At 67.9% G+C, this 15,716-nt stretch carries 17 protein-coding genes; 4 read left to right on the top strand and 13 right to left on the bottom strand.

Annotated features, from left to right (window positions below; all coding sequences use genetic code 11):
• Positions 1-2: 2 nt before the first annotated feature.
• Together CRT60_RS23400 and recR are read left to right on the top strand one after the other, a co-directional pair.
• The gene (locus CRT60_RS23400; protein WP_063635355.1) at positions 3-326 is read left to right on the top strand and encodes a YbaB/EbfC family nucleoid-associated protein; all 324 of its coding nucleotides are present in this window, start codon (positions 3-5) and stop codon (positions 324-326) included.
• 186 nt (positions 327-512) lie between these two features.
• Positions 513-1,106, top strand: coding sequence for a recombination mediator RecR (gene recR, locus CRT60_RS23395; RefSeq protein ID WP_098738980.1), 594 nt, complete (start codon positions 513-515; stop codon positions 1,104-1,106).
• Between the two features lie 4 nt (positions 1,107-1,110).
• On the opposite strand, the gene CRT60_RS23390 is transcribed toward recR, so the two are convergent.
• Both CRT60_RS23390 and CRT60_RS23385 read right to left on the bottom strand, forming a co-directional pair.
• Positions 1,111-2,442 (bottom strand): class I SAM-dependent RNA methyltransferase, encoded by a 1,332-nt coding sequence (locus CRT60_RS23390; RefSeq protein WP_098738979.1) that lies wholly within the window; start codon positions 2,440-2,442, stop codon positions 1,111-1,113.
• 40 nt (positions 2,443-2,482) lie between these two features.
• Positions 2,483-2,920, bottom strand: a complete 438-nt coding sequence (locus tag CRT60_RS23385; RefSeq protein ID WP_098738978.1) for an acyl-CoA thioesterase — start codon at positions 2,918-2,920, stop codon at positions 2,483-2,485.
• Positions 2,921-3,112: 192 nt separating this feature from the next.
• On the opposite strand from CRT60_RS23385, the gene CRT60_RS23380 reads away from it, so the two are divergent.
• Positions 3,113-3,358 carry a hypothetical protein gene (locus CRT60_RS23380; RefSeq protein WP_014248877.1) on the top strand — a complete coding sequence of 82 codons (246 nt, stop codon included), beginning with the start codon at positions 3,113-3,115 and terminating at the stop codon, positions 3,356-3,358.
• A gap of 3 nt (positions 3,359-3,361) precedes the next feature.
• On the opposite strand, the gene CRT60_RS23375 is transcribed toward CRT60_RS23380, so the two are convergent.
• From CRT60_RS23375 to hemA, 5 genes are all read right to left on the bottom strand, one after another.
• Positions 3,362-4,189, bottom strand: coding sequence for an ABC transporter permease (locus CRT60_RS23375; protein ID WP_098738977.1), 828 nt, complete (start codon positions 4,187-4,189; stop codon positions 3,362-3,364).
• Positions 4,190-4,213: 24 nt separating this feature from the next.
• Complete coding sequence (locus CRT60_RS23370; RefSeq protein ID WP_098738976.1) at positions 4,214-5,098, bottom strand: ABC transporter permease; 885 nt, start codon at positions 5,096-5,098, stop codon at positions 4,214-4,216.
• Positions 5,099-5,200: 102 nt separating this feature from the next.
• Entirely contained in the window at positions 5,201-5,977 is a 777-nt protein-coding gene (locus CRT60_RS23365; protein WP_098738975.1) for an Hpt domain-containing protein, read from the bottom strand.
• A gap of 133 nt (positions 5,978-6,110) precedes the next feature.
• Entirely contained in the window at positions 6,111-6,656 is a 546-nt protein-coding gene (locus CRT60_RS23360) for a hypothetical protein (RefSeq protein ID WP_098738974.1), read from the bottom strand.
• Positions 6,657-6,862: 206 nt separating this feature from the next.
• A complete protein-coding gene (gene hemA / locus CRT60_RS23355) occupies positions 6,863-8,077 on the bottom strand; it encodes a 5-aminolevulinate synthase (protein WP_098738973.1) in 1,215 nt (404 codons plus the stop codon).
• Between the two features lie 469 nt (positions 8,078-8,546).
• Between hemA and CRT60_RS23350 the strand changes: the two genes are divergently transcribed.
• Positions 8,547-9,665, top strand: a complete 1,119-nt coding sequence (locus CRT60_RS23350) for a DUF2235 domain-containing protein (RefSeq protein WP_098738972.1) — start codon at positions 8,547-8,549, stop codon at positions 9,663-9,665.
• Between the two features lie 102 nt (positions 9,666-9,767).
• Here the strand turns inward: CRT60_RS23350 and upp are convergent, their stop codons facing one another.
• The 6 genes from upp to CRT60_RS23320 form a co-directional block, all read right to left on the bottom strand.
• Complete coding sequence (gene upp, locus CRT60_RS23345; protein WP_098738971.1) at positions 9,768-10,418, bottom strand: uracil phosphoribosyltransferase; 651 nt, start codon at positions 10,416-10,418, stop codon at positions 9,768-9,770.
• 94 nt (positions 10,419-10,512) lie between these two features.
• Positions 10,513-11,421, bottom strand: coding sequence for a diguanylate cyclase (locus tag CRT60_RS23340; RefSeq protein ID WP_098738970.1), 909 nt, complete (start codon positions 11,419-11,421; stop codon positions 10,513-10,515).
• 107 nt (positions 11,422-11,528) lie between these two features.
• Positions 11,529-12,173, bottom strand: coding sequence for a phosphoribosylanthranilate isomerase (locus CRT60_RS23335; RefSeq protein WP_098738969.1), 645 nt, complete (start codon positions 12,171-12,173; stop codon positions 11,529-11,531).
• Positions 12,170-12,883 carry an orotidine-5'-phosphate decarboxylase gene (gene pyrF, locus CRT60_RS23330; protein ID WP_098738968.1) on the bottom strand — a complete coding sequence of 238 codons (714 nt, stop codon included), beginning with the start codon at positions 12,881-12,883 and terminating at the stop codon, positions 12,170-12,172. The genes CRT60_RS23335 and pyrF overlap by 4 nt, the downstream gene beginning before the upstream one ends.
• A gap of 72 nt (positions 12,884-12,955) precedes the next feature.
• A complete protein-coding gene (locus tag CRT60_RS23325) occupies positions 12,956-13,531 on the bottom strand; it encodes a biliverdin-producing heme oxygenase (RefSeq protein ID WP_098738967.1) in 576 nt (191 codons plus the stop codon).
• A 23-nt stretch (positions 13,532-13,554) separates the two neighbouring features.
• Positions 13,555-15,465, bottom strand: a complete 1,911-nt coding sequence (locus tag CRT60_RS23320) for an ABCB family ABC transporter ATP-binding protein/permease (RefSeq protein ID WP_098738966.1) — start codon at positions 15,463-15,465, stop codon at positions 13,555-13,557.
• Between the last annotated feature and the right edge of the window lie 251 nt (positions 15,466-15,716).

Raw genomic sequence — 15,716 nt, 5'->3', positions numbered from 1 at the left:
CGATGAAGAATATCGGCAACATGATGAAGCAGGCCCAGCAGATGCAGGCCAAGATGCAGGAAATGCAGGCGAGCCTGGAGCAGGTCGAAGTGACCGGCCAGAGCGCCGCCGGCATGGTCGTCGTGACCGTCAACGGCAAGAGCGAGATGAAGAAGGTCAAGCTCGACAAGTCCGTCGTCGATCCCGAGGACGTCGAGGTTCTGGAAGACCTGATCGTCGCCGCCTTCAACGACGCCAAGAAGAAGGTCGAACAGCACGTCGCCGAGGAAACCTCGAAGATGATGGGCGGCCTGAAGCTGCCGCCGGGCATCAAGCTGCCGTTCTGATCCTGCTTGCCCTCTCCCGCCCCGGGAGAGGGAGGGGACCCGCGCCGAAGGCGTGGGGAGGGTGAGGGGCGGTCCGGACATGGATTCCCTTACCCTTGCATCACCCCTCACCCTTCCCAAGCTCCGCTTGGGCCCCTTCCCTCTCCCGGGGCGGGAGAGGGAGATTATGCTTCGGCCACCGAGTCAATGATCGGACCTGAAATCGAACGCCTGATCCAGCTGCTGTCCAAGCTGCCGGGACTGGGCCCCCGGTCGGCGCGGCGGGCGGCGCTGCATCTGATGAAGCGGCGGGACAGCCTGCTGATCCCACTGTCGGAAGCGATGGCGGCGGCCGGCGAATCGATCCGCGCCTGCTCCGTCTGCGGCAACCTCGACAGCCGCGACCCCTGCACCGTCTGCTCCGACCACACCCGCGACCGCTCGGTCATCTGCGTGGTGGAGGATGCCGGCGACCTGTGGGCGCTGGAACGCACCCGCGCCTTCCGCGGCACCTATCACGTGCTGGGCGGGCTGCTGTCGGCACTCCAGGGCGTCGGCCCCGACGATTTGAACATCGGCGGCCTCGCCGAGCGCGCCAAGGACCCGGCGGTCCGCGAGATCATCCTGGCGCTGAATGCCACCGTCGACGGCCAGACCACCGCCCATGTGGTGACCGACCGCCTGACCGAGTCCGACGTGTCGGTCTCCCGTCTGGCGCACGGCGTCCCGGTCGGCGGCGAGCTGGACTATCTCGATGACGGCACGCTGACCGCCGCGCTGAAGGCACGGCGGCCGCTGTAGTTTCTTACCGCTCGAACAGCCCGACCAGTTCCACATGGGCCGACCACAGGAACTGGTCGACCGGCCAGACCTTCACCAGACGATAGCCGCCATCCACCAGCACCCGCGCGTCGCGGGCGAAGCTGGCGGGATTGCAGGACACGCCCACCACCCGCGGCACTTTGCTTCCAGCGAGCGCCGTCGCCTGGGCCGCGGCACCGGCCCGCGGCGGGTCGAACACGACGGCATCGTAACGATTGAGCTCCTTGGCGCTCAGCGGGTTCTCGAACAGGTCGCGCCGCTCCGCCGTCAGCCGCAGCCCCTGCACCGAACGGCCGAGCGCCGCCACCGCCGCCTCGTCGCCCTCCACCGCATGGACCGCCGCCTGTTGCGCAAGCGGAATGGAAAAGGTGCCGATGCCGGCGAACAGGTCGGCGATGCGGCCTGCCTGCCCGACTCCCTCACGCACCGCGGCGACCAGGGCGGCCTCGCCCTCCGCACTCGCCTGGAGGAAGGCGCCAGGCGGCGGCTGGATCGAAACGCCTGCGAAACGGATGAAGGCCGGCCGGCGGTTCGCCACCGGCTCCGCTGCCGCGCGGTCGGTCGGCTGCCAATTGATGCGGGCGACGCGTTCCGGCTCGAACCCGACCAGCACCTCGCGCGCCGCACGGTCCAGGCTGCGGGGCCCGACGAGCAGCAGATCGATCCCGCCCTCCAGATCGGTCAGCACCACATCGGCGTCGCCGCCATCCGGCAGCAGACCGTTCAGCAGGGTCCGCAAAGGCTCCACCAGCGCGAACAGGCGGGGGGACAGGACCGGGCATTCCTCCAGATCGACCAGCCGATGGCTCTGCCGCTCGTTGAAGCCGAACCAGACCCGCTTGCCGCGCTTCAGCGCCGCGAAGCGGGCGCGGCGGCGCGCCCCGGCGGGCGTCCGTGCCAGCGGCTCCATCGGCACATCGCCAAGCTCGACCCGCTCCAGCGCACCGCGCACCATCCCGACGGTCCAGGCGGCGTATGTCGGATCGTCCATCTGCTGGAGCGTACAGCCGCCGCAGCGGCCGAAATGGCGGCAGGGCGGAGTCCGGCGGCCGGGACCGGGCTCAAGAACCTCAAGCAGTTCGGCCCGTACGCCCTCCCCCTTCCCGTCGCTGTCGGCGGCACGTACACGCACGCGGTCACCCGTCACCGTATAGGGCACGAACAGGCGCAGCCCCTCGGCAAAGGCGATCCCGTCGCCACGCGCACCGACATCGGCGATGGACACCTCCATCTCCTGCACGTCACGGGGTGGCGGGGCGGTCTTGCGGGTCGGCTGGCGCCCCTTGGCGAAGGGGCGCTTGGCGGGACGCGTCATGTCGGGGGTCCGTTGGATGCGGGTCTGGAGCGCCCTCCCTTTACGCCTCCAGCAGCTTGGCGCGCAACGGTTCCGGGATCGGCGTCGGGCGATGGGCAGCCTTGTCGACGATCACCGCCACCGCCTCCTGGGTGGCGATACAGCGGTCGCCGAGGAAAATCGCACAGCCCAGCGTGATCGAGCTGGTGCCCAGCCGCAGCGTCCGCGCACCGATGCGCACCGTGTTGGGATAGAGCAGCTCCGCCTTGTATTCGATCAGGCTGCGCGCCAGCACGACGGTCCAGGGAACCTCATCGGTGAAGCCGCCGACCTGATGAATCAAGGCGACGCGCGCCTGTTCGAAATAGACGCCGAGAGCGTTGTTGTTGACGTGCCCGACGGCATCCAGGTCGTTGAAGCGCACGCGCTCCTCCCACCAGAAGCGGTAGAGATCGGGGCTCGTCAGGTCGGGTTTGCTCAGGTCGGGCGTGCCGGTCATGCCGTCTTCCTTGCCGTATAGGTCAATGCATCTCCGGACTGTGGCGTATGGTCCGGAGCGGCGCAAGCCCGGCTTCGCGCCCTGCGGCCCCGGTTCGCAGCCATATTTCCAGGGTCGCCCGCGAATTCCCGCACCAATCCCCGATTGGCCGTGTTATTGGAGTCGGACCAACCCTCCGCAACGGACCGGACGATGAGCAAGGACACCACCAACCAGACGGCCGAGGCGCTGTTCGAAAAGGCGCTGTCGATCGCCGAAAAGCACCTGGACGAGGCGATCAAGGAAGGTGGCCCGCTCGGCCCCTACATCGCCGTCGCCATGATCGAGGCCGCGGTGAACGCCGCCGTGGACGAGACCAGCCACGAGGACGTCATCGACATGCTGCGCGACCTCGCCGCCCAGATCGAGGCGGACGCCGACGAGGCGGAAGAGGACTGACGCTTACGCCGTCTCCAGGGCCACGACGGACCTTGCCTGCCGGCGCGCCTCGCGCCGGCGCAAGGCCTCGTAGACGACGGCGCCCAGAATGGTCAGCGCGATCAGCACCAGTGACAGCGCGTTGACCGCCGGCGTCAGGCCGGTGCGCACCTTGGTCGCGATATAGACGGTCAATGTGGTGTCCAGCCCGCGCACGAACAGCGTGGTGTTGTAGTTTTCGAAGCTCTGCAGGAAGGCCAGCAGGGCCGCCGACAGGATTGCCGGCATCAAATACGGCAGCGTGATGCGCCGGAACACCTGCCCATGCGTGGCGCCGAGGTCGAGTGCGGCCTCCTCCAGCGCCGGATCGAACCGCTCCAGCCTTGCCGAGAACAGCAGCATGGCATAAGCGGCGATGAAGCTGGACTGCGCCACCACGGTCAGGAACAGCCCGCCGCTGACCCCGAACCACTCCCGCCAGAACACCAGGGTGGAGATGCCGACGATCACCCCCGGCGTCAGCAGCGGCGACACCATCAGCGCGTAGAGGAAGGTCTTGGCCCGGCTGTGCAGCCGGTCGAGCAGCAGGGCCGCCGCCAGCCCCAGCGGCACGGCCAGCGCGATCACACCCGCCCCGACGATCAGGCTGGTGCCCAGCGCCGCCCACATGCGCTGATCCTCCCACAGCGCCTGGAACCAGCCGAGCGTGAAGCCCATCCAGGGGGTCACGGTGGGAAAGCGGCTGCTGTTGAAGGTCGCCGCCGCCATGATGCCCAGCGGCAGGAACAGATAGCCGAAGAACAGGACCAGATAGGCGCCGGTCAGCAGGCGGCGGAAGCGGGCAGCGGTCATTGGGGCCGTCTCATGGCTTGAGGCTCACTTCGCGATATCCGCCAGCCCGACGCGGAACAGCCGCATCGCGCCGAGGATGAAGCCGATGCACAGCACCAGCAGGATGAAGGCGTAGGCCGCCCCCTGGTTCCAGTTCCCGCCTTCGAAGAACCAGTTGTAGATGATCTCGGTGAACCAGCGGCTGTTCGGCCCGCCCAGCAGGGCCGGCACGGCATAGCTGCCGGCGGCCAGCATGAAGGTCATGATGCAGCCGACGGCGACGCCCGGCTTGGCGTGCGGCAGCACGATGCTGCGATGGATGTGCAGCCAGCCGGCGCCGAGATCCCGCGCCGCCTCGATCTGGTTGCGGTCCAGCGATTCGATGGCGTTGTAGAGCGGGAAGACCATGAACAGGATGTAGACATAGACCATGCCGACGATCACCCCGGCGTCGCCGCCCAGGAAGCGCTGCGGCTCGTCGATGATGCCCAGCCCCAGCAGGATCGCGTTCAGCGGCCCGTTGAAGGCCAGGATGATGTACCAGGAGAAGGTGCGCAGCAGCTCGTTGATCCAGAAGGGCACGACCAGCATCAGGATCAGCAGCGGCAGCCGCCGCTTCGGCGCCACCTGCGCCAGATAGAAGGCGACCGGATAACAGACGGCCAGGGTGGTGGCGGTGACCAGCGCGCTGGCCCAGATCGTCTTCAGGAAGATCGACAGATGGATCTGGTTGGTCCACAGGGTCAGGTAGTTTTTGACCGTGAACACATCCTCCGGCCCGCCGATCTTGGACGGCGGCAGCGACGGCCGGAAGGAGAAGCCGATCATCATCAGCTGCGGCAGCAGCACCAGCAGAGCCAGCCAGACCGCCACGGCCAGCAGGATCACCCCGGTCAGAACCGGGCCGTACCGGCGAAGAACCTCCGTCATTCGGGCACTGCTCCAGCCTGTGGGACCGGTTTGACGCCTAACATGGGGATTCCCGCCGGCGCAAGCGCCGCTATATGACGATGACGTTCAGCAGAGGGGATCTCAGCCGAGATTGTGCTTGGCCACCACGGCGGCGAAGTCGTCGCCGAAATGCTCGCCGACGCGGATGACGGAGACGCCGTAGGGGATTTCCTTCAGCGACGGGTGGTCCAGGTTCAGCGAGGTCAGCAGGGCCATCGGCACATGCTGGGTCACGCTCATGGCGCGCAGGCCGCGGATCAGGTCCAGGCCGGACAGGCCGTCCATCACCATCGAGGCGATGACCATGTCCGGCGGCACGCGCACGGCAAGGCTGATCGACTCGATGGGGTCGGTTACCGTCATGGTTCGGAAGCCGCAGGCGGCCAACTCCGTCCCCAGCTTCTTGGCGACGACCTTGGACGGGGTGACCAGCATGATCTCGACGTTGCGCACGTCGACGTCGGTGACCTGGAACTCGTAGCGTACCGGCAGGGCGCGGATGATCCGGTTGGTCTCGGCCAGCAGCGGCTGTTCGGCGCGGTCGACCAGTTCGGAAATGCGGTCGATGAAGATCTGGGCATCGACCAGTTGCTTCTCGTCCAGCCGCTTCAGGCCGCTGAGGTAATCCTCCAGCCGGTGGGCGACGAGGCTGACGGTGGGATAGCCGAAGCTGGTGCCCATGCCCTTGAAATTGTGGGCTTCCAGCCGCAGGACGCCGATGGTTTCCACATCGCTGCGCTGGCCCTTCACGCGGTCCACCAGCGTCGCGTTCATCAGCTCCAGCCGGTCGCGCGCGTCGTCCACGAACTCCATGCGCAAGCGGTCTTCGAGGTCGTCGGTCGACATGTGCGAGGCCATGGAGCGGATTCCGGCTGGGGAGGGAAAGGGGTAACCCGAAGGTACACCAAATCCGTGCGCCGAAACAGACGCGGCGCGCCCCTATTCGAAAGGACGCGCCGCGCGCAATAAAACCATTGGTTTTACAGGGAGGTCAGAGCCGCGCGAGCAGCGCCTGGAACCAGCCCAGACGCTCTTCCGTCTGGGCGATGTCGCGGTCCAGCCAGGAGGCGAAATGGCCGTCGCTGCCGACATCCGCCCGCTTCAGGTCGCCCAGCCGCGCCAGTTCGGTCTCGGAGAGCGCCACCAGATTGTCGATCTGGTCACGCTGCGACTCGAGGTCCAGCAGATGCAGGAAACGCAGCTTCAGCGCGATGACCAGCTTGTTCAACCCGTCGGCCGACGGCGCGCGGACATTGGCGCGCATCAGCGTGTCGAACTCCGCCCGGCCGGTTTCGGTCGGGCCGAGCAGGGCGTTGTCTTCCATGCCGCTGCCGTCCAGCGCCTCGATCAGCCCCTCGTAGCGCAGCATCTCCAGCGAGGTGCCCATCAGGTCCAGCGACGGACCCATCATACGATCGAGGAAATGACGGACGGAGCCGGCCAGATCGGCGTAGCGCAGCGGCCCGCCCTGGATCAGCGTGCCCAGGACGACGAGGCGCACGGCCTCCTTCGGCATCAGCGAGTTGTCACGGTACATGGCGAACCCCCCTAGGCGAGCCGCTGGATGCGAAGCCCCGGAAAAACGGAAAGGATGGCACGGTTGACGGCCGGTCCGCAGCACTGAAGCTGCGAACCGGTCGCAACACTACCCCTCAAAGTAGGGATGCGCGCGCCGTCTGTCCAGAGGGCAAAACGTCCTTATCGCCAAAAGGGTCTTTCCGGACCTGTTTCCAGGAGCCCCGCTCAGGCGGCGAGGCGCAGGTCCAGCCGGCTCCACACATCCAGCAGCGCGTCGACCAGCATGCCCATCTGCGCATCGGTGTGCAGCGGGGTCGGCGTGAAGCGCAGCCGCTCCGTCCCGCGCGGAACGGTGGGATAGTTGATCGGCTGGACATAGATGTTGTGCCGGTCCAGCAGTTCGTCCGACGCGCGCTTGCAGCGGTGGGCGTCGCCGACCATCAGCGGCACGATGTGGCTGATCGACGGCATCACCGGCAGGCCGGCATCGGCGAACATCCGCTTCAGCGTGGCGGCGCGTTCCTGATGGTGCGTCCGTTCGGTCTGGCTGTGCTTCAGGTGACGGATGGAGGCCAGCGCCCCCGCCGCCAGCACCGGCGACAGCGAGGTCGAGAAGATGAAGCCGGCGGCGAAGCTGCGGATGCAGTCGATCAGCGCGGTGGAACCGGTGATGTAGCCGCCCTGCACGCCGAAGGCCTTGCCCAGCGTGCCCTCGATGATGGTCAGCCGGTCCATGACACCGTCGCGCTCGGCCACGCCGGCGCCGCGGGCGCCATACATGCCGACGGCGTGCACCTCGTCGAGATAGGTCATGGCGCCGTGCTTGTCGGCCACGTCGCACAGGTCATCGATGGGAGCGATATCGCCATCCATCGAATAGACGCTCTCGAACGCCACCACCTTGGGCCGGCCGGGGGCGATGCCCGACAGCAGCTCGTCCAGATGCTTCGGGTCGTTGTGGCGGAAAATGTGCTTCTCGGCACCCGAATTGCGGATGCCGGTGATCATCGAGTTGTGGTTCAGCGCGTCCGACAGGATCACGCAGTTGGGCAGGATCTTGCCCAGCGTGGTCAGCGTCGCGTCGTTCGACACATAGCCCGAGGTGAACAGCAGCGCCGCTTCCTTGTGATGCAGGTCGGCCAGCTCGCGTTCCAGCAGCACATGGTAATGGTTGTTGCCGGAGATGTTGCGGGTGCCGCCGGCACCGGCGCCGACCCCGTCCAGCGCGTCGTGCATCGCCTTCAGCACGTCGGGATGCTGGCCCATGCCGAGATAGTCGTTGGAGCACCAGACCGTGACCGGACGCTCGCGCCCATGGGAATCGCGGAAGGTCGCCGTTGGGAAATTGCCCGCGTGGCGCTCCAGATTGGCGAACACGCGGTAGCGGCCGTCCTGCTTCAGGGTCGCAATCTGGTTGCGGAAGAAAGTTTCGTAATCCATCGCGCGTTCCCGTTCGCGTTCATTCACACGGTCGGCTGCACCGGTTTCAGACTTAGGGGCTAGGCCATTCGTCCGGCGCGTCGAAGAGGATGGCATGATCCTTCCTGGCATGCCACCCGGCATTGATCGAAATCAAGCCGCCGCCGCATGAGACCTTCGCACAAGTGGCAGGCTCCCATGCCCTGCGGATGCCGCATGTCGGCGTCCCGCGGACAGGGCATCGGCTTGGCGATGACTTGGATTCATCGGCAGCAATATGGTCCGAACGTCCCGGATAACCATGGCGGGGGTCCGGGAATACGTGCGCATATCTGCCGCGATCCATCGGCGCGCTCCACAGACCGCACACGGTTGCGGCATGCTCAGCCGTCCGCTTCGGGGTTGCGGCCGATTTTAATAAATCTATTGAAGTTGAAAAAATATCATCGCCATCATCCTTCGCGCGCACTCATGTGACGGGGAGAGGAAGATGGGCAAGCGGATCGTCCTGTGTTTCGACGGAACCTGGAACAAGCCGGGCAGCGGCAGCCAGCCCGACACGGACAACGAGGCATCGACCAACGTCTGGAAGTTCTACAAGTCGGTCCTCGGCGCCGCACCGGACAATACCGAACAGGTTTCCTATTACGATTCCGGTGTCGGCACCGATGGAAAAGGCGGCTTTCTCCACGACTGGTTCGACAAAATCCTCGGCGGAGCCTTCGGCCTCGGCCTCGACAAGAAGATCAAGGACGGCTACCGGTTCCTCGCCTCGCACTACAACGACGGCGACCACGTCTTCATCCTGGGCTTCTCGCGCGGCGCCTACACCGCCCGCAGCCTCGTCGGGCTGATCCGCAATGCCGGGCTGCTGCCGGCCGACAGGCTGGGCGAGACGGACGATGCCTACGCGCTCTACCGCAAGCGGGACGACGGTCCGGACGTGGGTGAGGCAAAGCGGTTCCGCGACACCAACGGTTCGACGCTGATCCCGATCCATTTCCTCGGCGTCTGGGACACGGTCGGCGCGCTCGGCGTGCCGCTCGGCATCTGCAAGCAGCTGGATCAGGACCTGTACGGCTTCCACGACACCGAACTCAGCAGCCTTGTCCGCAACGCCTTCCAGGCGCTGGCGATCGACGAGCATCGCAAGACCTTCGCCGCCAACCTCTGGGATCCGAAGGCGAAGCCGGCGCAGCGGATGGAGCAGCGCTGGTTCGCCGGCTGCCATTCGAATGTCGGCGGCGGCTATGACGACGACAGGCTGTCGGACATCACGCTGAAATGGATGATGGAGCACGCCGAAGGCTGCGGCCTCGCCATCGACCCCATCTGGGTGCCGGAGGTGTCGCCCGACAATGCGCTGGGCGTCATCGTCGATTCCTATGCCCGTTTCCTCGACGGGGTCGGCGAACTGGTGCAGCCGCGCCATTACCGCCCGGTCTGCGTCCTCCCCTTCAGCGAGGAGAACCTGCACGAGTCGGTGCCGCAGCGCGCCGCCAGCGATGCGGGCTACGCACCGCCCAACGTCGGCTACCGCAAGGCGCTGGCGCAGTTCGGTGTTCCGCCTGTGCAGCAGCCGGCCCCGGCTCCGACTGCGGCCGGCTGACGGCCCAGGCCCGGCGGAAAAAGGCAAAAAAGCGGGGCGGGGCCGTCCTCCGGCACCCGCCCCGCTCTTGCCCTGGCATCGGCAGTGCTTGCCCTGCGGTCCTTACTTGGTGCCGAACATGCGGTCGCCGGCATCGCCCAGGCCGGGAACGATATAGGCGTTCTCGTCCAGATGGCTGTCCAGCGCCGCGGTGAAGACCTTCACGTCCGGGTGCGCCTCGTGGAAGCGGCGCACGCCCTCGGGTGCTGCGACCAGCGCCATGAAGCGGATGTTGTGGTCGTCCACGCCATGGCGGTTCAGCACGTCGCAGGCATGGGCGGCGGAGTTGCCGGTCGCCAGCATCGGATCGACGACGATGAACAGCCGTCCGTCGGCCGGCGGCAGCTTCACCAGATATTCGTGCGGCTGCTTGGTGTCGTGGTCGCGGTAGAGGCCGATATGCCCCTCGCGCGCCGACGGCACCAGCTCCAGCAGGCCGGCCGACATGCCGAGCCCGGCGCGCAGCACCGGCACCACGGCCAGCTTCTTGCCCAGGATCACCGGGGCGTCCATCGGCTGGAGCGGCGTCTCGATCCGCTCGGTGGTCAGCGGAATGTCGCGCGTCAGTTCATAGCCCATCAGCAGCGAAATCTCGCGCAGAAGGGTGCGGAACCCACCGGTCGACCGCTCCTTGTTCCGCATATGGGTCAGCTTGTGCTGGATCAGCGGATGGTCGAGGACGAACAGGTTGGGAAATTCGGGCAGGGTGCGCATGGAATCCGGATCGCGGCTGACGGTAAGGTTGCCCCGATCCTAGCGCGCCTGGGGGGCCGGGGCCAAGGGGGCTGACCGACGCTGCGGTTTGTCCCTACCCCCGCCCCGCCTTCGCCACCGCCGCCTTCGGTTCCGGACGGTCGATGCCGTAGCGGATCACCCGGTTGCGGCCGGAATTCTTGGCCTGGTAGAGCGCGCGGTCGGCGCACACCACCAGGTCGTCGACGGTCAGGTCGGCCACCGCCTCGACCAGCCCGAAGGAGGCGGTGACCGGGATCACCCGGCCGTCCGGCAGCACCACCGGCGAGCGCATCAGATCGACGCGCAGCCGCTCGATCACCGCATAGCCCTCGTCCAGCCCGGTTTCCTTCAGGCAGACCAGGAACTCCTCGCCGCCCATGCGGAAGGCTTCGTCGAAGCTGCGGACACCGCGGCTGATGACGGCGGCGGTGGCGGCCAGCACGCGGTCGCCGATGTCGTGGCCGTAGCTGTCGTTGATGCCCTTGAACTTGTCGATGTCGGCCAGCGCGACGCAAAAGGGCTGGCCGGTGCGGCGGTAGCGGTTGTGCTCGCGCTCCAGCGCCTCGCCCATGCCGCGGCGGGTGCGCAGACCGGTCAGCGGATCCAGGCCGGAGGCGGCGGCGGCGAAGGCGCGCTCCATCCGCCGCAGATGCAGCATGAACTCCTCGAAGCGGCCGATCACCCCCTCATACTCGGATTCGGTCGGCAACTCGCCGCTCGACGCCTTCAGCAGGATCAGCCGGGCCTGCCGGTGCATCTGCTCGTGCAGGTTCGCCAGCTTCTGCACCGCCGGCTGCTGCAGCAGGTCGTCGCGGCTGGCCGCCTGGCACCAGGCCTGGAAGGAGGCCGGGGCCGACGACCGTTCCCCGCCGCGGCCGTCGCGGTAGAAAACGGCGCGCTGCCACTGGCCGATCCAGCGCAGATGCTCATCGAGCACGGCGCCAAGCGCCTCGGTTGTGGACAGGGTGGTGGAATCGCTCATGGGCGCATCCTAGCCGACGGCGCAGGGTCCCGCCATGCGATCAAGATAAGCCGAAGCATTCGTCTAAAACAGGGTGCTATTCCGGCGGACCATCCTCAGAGTCCGCCTCAAAGCCCCGTCACCGCCGAAAGGAAGGCCCGGACCAGCGCCGGGTCCTTGTGGCCAGGGCGGTCCTCGACGCCGGACGACACGTCGACCTCGGTGGCGCCGGTGACCCGCACCGCCTCCGCGACATTGTCCACCGTCAGCCCGCCCGACAGCATCCAGGGCCGCGGCCAGCTGCGGCCGGCCAGGATGGTCCAGTCGAAGGCGATGCCGTTGCCGCCGGGCAGCGCCGACACCTTGGCCGGCGGCTTGGCGTCGAACAGCAGCCGGTCGGCGACCTCCGCCGCCTCCAGCGCCAGGGTCAGGTCTTCCGGCCCGCCGATCCTGATCGCCTTCATCACCGGCAGGGCATAGCGGGCCTTGATCTCGGCGATGCGGCGCGGCGTCTCGGCCCCATGCAGCTGGATCAGGTCGAGTGGCACCTGCCCGGTGACATGCTCCAGGAACTCGTCGTCGGGATCGACGAACAGCCCGACGGAGCGCACGCCGGTCGGCAGCAGCCGCGCCAGCTCCGCCGCCATCGCCGGGGCGATGGCGCGCGGGCTGCGCGGATAGAAGACGAACCCGACATAGCGCGCCCCGCCGGCGACGGCGGCGCGCAGGCTTTCGGGCTCGGTCAGCCCGCAGATCTTGGCGGCGACGGTCATGCGGTCCCCTCAATTTCGGCGACGATGCGGCGGGCGGCGGCGGCCGGATCGGCATCGGCGGTGATCGGACGGCCGATGACCAGATGGTCGGCGCCGGCGGCCAGCGCCTCCGCCGGGGTCATGAAGCGCTTCTGGTCGTTGGTGGCGGCCCAGGCCGGGCGGATGCCGGGCACCATCAGGATGAAATCGGGACCGCAGGCGGCCCGCACCAGCGCCACCTCGGCCGGCGAGCAGACGACCCCGTCCACCCCCGACGCCTTGGCCAGCCTGGCCAGCCGCACAACCTGATCGGCCACCGGCACCGACTGGCCGACCGCCCCCAGATCGTCCTCGTCCAGGCTGGTCAGCACGGTGACGGCCAGGATCTTCGGCCGGTCGGCGCCCGCGGTGGCCGCCGTCTCCGCCGCCGCCCGCATCATCGCCGGGCCGCCGGCGCTGTGGATGGTCATTAAGGCCGGCTTCAGCGGCAGCGCCGCGCGCACGCCGCCGGCCACCGTGTTGGGGATGTCGTGCAGCTTCAGATCGAGGAACAGCGGCGGGCCGTCCTCCCCGACCACGGCGCGGACGCCGGCCGGGCCCTGGGCGATGAAGAACTCCAGCCCCAGCTTGATGCCGCCGACGGCCCCGGCCACCTGCCCGGCGATGCGGCGGGCGGACTCGATCTCGGTGGTGTCGACGGAGCAATAGATGCGCGAGGCTGGCGCGGTCATGGGAAAGCGGTCTCCAGAACCCGGATGAGGATGGTGCGGCACCCTAGCAAGGGATGGGGCCATACGCCAGTTTCAAGCCCCCCGTTCCCCCATCCACTGCTCGGCCGTCCAGCGCTCCAGCGCCGCGAACAGCCCGGCGGCGGTGGCGCAGGCGACGGCGAGGGCCGCAGGGTCGGCAAGCTCCTCCTCCAGCCGGACCGTCAGCGCCTTCCAGGCTCCCGCCATGTCCAGCCCGTCCGACGCCAGGAAACGCGCGCCGCGCCGGGCGTCATGGCCCAGCGCCCGGGTGATCCCCGGCAGCATCGCCCGTCCGCCATGGGCGGAGCCGTCCAGCACGTAGCGCGCCGCCAGCCGGGCCGGCGCGCTGTCCAGCGGCGGCAGCCCCGCCATCTCCGGCAGCGCGTCCGGATCCGCGCCCAGCACCCGCAGATCCTCGCGCAGCAACTCCAGCCGTGCCGCGCCGTCCCCCCCGACCTCCGCCAGCCTCCGCTCCACCGGCGCGTTGAAGCCGTGGAGAACGGCCAGCGCGCGGACATATTGCGGCTGCGTGATGTCCGGCCGGACCAGAGGCTGCAACAGCTCGGCCTTGTCCAGACGGTCGTGGCTCTCCCGCGTCGCGGCGCGCAGCGCCTGCCTTGCCGGTCCCATGATCTCTGCTCCCCGCTTCCGGCTCAGGTCGGCGCCAGCACGCCGGGCAGCGGCGCCGGGCCCCCGGCAGATGCCCCGCCGGTCGCCGTCTGGCTGGCCTCCTGCTGCCGTGCCCACAGGGCGGCATAGGCGCCGCGGGCGGCCAGCAGGTCGCTGTGGTGGCCGCGCTCGATCACCCGGCCGGCCTCCAGCACCAGGATCTCGTCGGCGTCGATCACGGTGGACAGCCGGTGGGCGATCACCAGCGTGGTACGGCCGCGGCTGACCTCGCGCAGGTTGGCCTGGATTTCCCGCTCGGTGTGGGTGTCCAGCGCGCTGGTCGCCTCGTCGAACAGCAGAATCGCCGGGTCCTTCAGGATGGTGCGGGCGATGGCGACGCGCTGCTTCTCGCCGCCCGACAGCTTCAGCCCGCGCTCGCCCACCGTGGTCTGGTAGCCGTCGGGCAACGCCATGATGAAGTCGTGGATGTGGGCCAGCCGGGCCGCCCGCTCCACCTCCGCCGGGCTGGCGCCGGGCCGGCCATAGGCAATGTTGTAGAAGACGGTGTCGTTGAACAGCACGGTGTCCTGCGGGACGATGCCGATGGAGGCGCGCAGCGAGGACTGGGTCACCCCGCGGATGTCCTGCCCGTCGATCAGCACCCGGCCGCCATTGACGTCGTAGAAGCGGAACAGCAGCCGGCTGATGGTGGACTTGCCGGCCCCCGACGGGCCGACGATGGCGACCGTCCTGCCGGCCGGCACGGTGAAGCTGACATCCTTCAGGATCGGCCGGCGCGCGTCGTAGCCGAACTCCACCCCCTCGAAACGCAGCTCCGCCCCATCGACCGCCAGCGGCTTCGCATCGGGCCCGTCGGCCACCTCGCGGTCGACCGCCAGCAGCGTCACCATCGATTCGATGTCGATCAGCGACTGCTTGATCTCGCGATAGACCACGCCGAAGAAGTTCAGCGGCTGGTAGAGCTGCAACAGATAGGTGTTCACCAGAACGAAGTCGCCCAGCGACATGCTGCCGTCGACGATGCCCTTGGCGGCCATGCCCATCACCGCCGCCAGCCCCAGCGAGATGATCGCCGACTGCCCGACATTCAGCAGCGACAGGCTCTGCTGGCTGCGCACCGCCGCCTGCTCGTAGCTTTGCAGCGCGCCGTCGTAGCGGCGGGCCTCATGCTCCTCGTTGCCGAAATACTTGACCGTCTCGTAGTTCAGCAGGCTGTCGATCGCCTTGGTGTTGGCCTTGCTGTCGGTGTCGTTCATCAGGCGGCGGAACTTGATGCGCCATTCCGACACGAAGAAGGTATAGAGGATGTAGCCCATCACCGTGACGAAGGTCGCCAGCGCGAACCAGACGCTGAACAGCTTCCACAGGATGGCGCAGACCAGTGCTATCTCCACCAGCGTCGGCACGATGGAGAACAGCGTGTAGCGCAGCAGCGATTCGATGGCGCGGGTTCCGCGCTCCAGCGAGCGGGTCAGGCCGCCGGTCTGGCGTTCCAGATGGAAGCGCAGCGACAGTGCGTGCAGGTGCCGGAACACCGACAGCGCCACCCGGCGGATGGTCCGCTGCGCCACCGTGGCGAAGACGGCGTCGCGCAGTTCGGCGAAGACCAGCGAGGTCACGCGGGCAAGGCCGTAGGCGACGATCAGCCCCAGCGGGATGGTCACCGCGGCCCCCGGCCCCCCCTCCGGCCCGAGGCTGCCGCCGGCGCTGGCGGGCGTCAGCGCGTCCACCGCATGCTTGTAGAAGATCGGGACATAGACGTTGGCGACCTTGGCGCCGATCAGCAGCAGCATCGCCAGCACCACCCGCACCCGCGTTTCCACGGAATCGCGGGGCCAGATGTAGGGGCCGAGCGAGCGGATCGCGGCCCGCAGGTCGCCGGACGGGCGGGTGAAGGCGCTGGTGTCGGAGGTCGGCGGGAGGCTGCGGCGCATCGGATTTTTCAGTGGCCTCATAATGTGAAGTCTGCCGGCCCAGGAGAAACCGCCCCCCGAGGGACCGTCACCCGAATGCTGTGCAGGCGACGTAACCTAGGCACCGCTGCGGCATCGTCAAAGCCCCGGGTCACGGCTTTGACACGATTTTGCCGCGCCCCAGGGACGCTTTCCGCGCATTTCCCTGCGCCATGGCAACGGACTGGAAACCACTTTCCTCTACCCTGCCGGGCGTATCGCGTTCGATCCGA

It is taken from the genome of Azospirillum palustre, from assembly GCF_002573965.1.
Lineage (GTDB): Bacteria > Pseudomonadota > Alphaproteobacteria > Azospirillales > Azospirillaceae > Azospirillum > Azospirillum palustre.
This window is presented reverse-complemented; position numbering and strand designations above follow the sequence as displayed.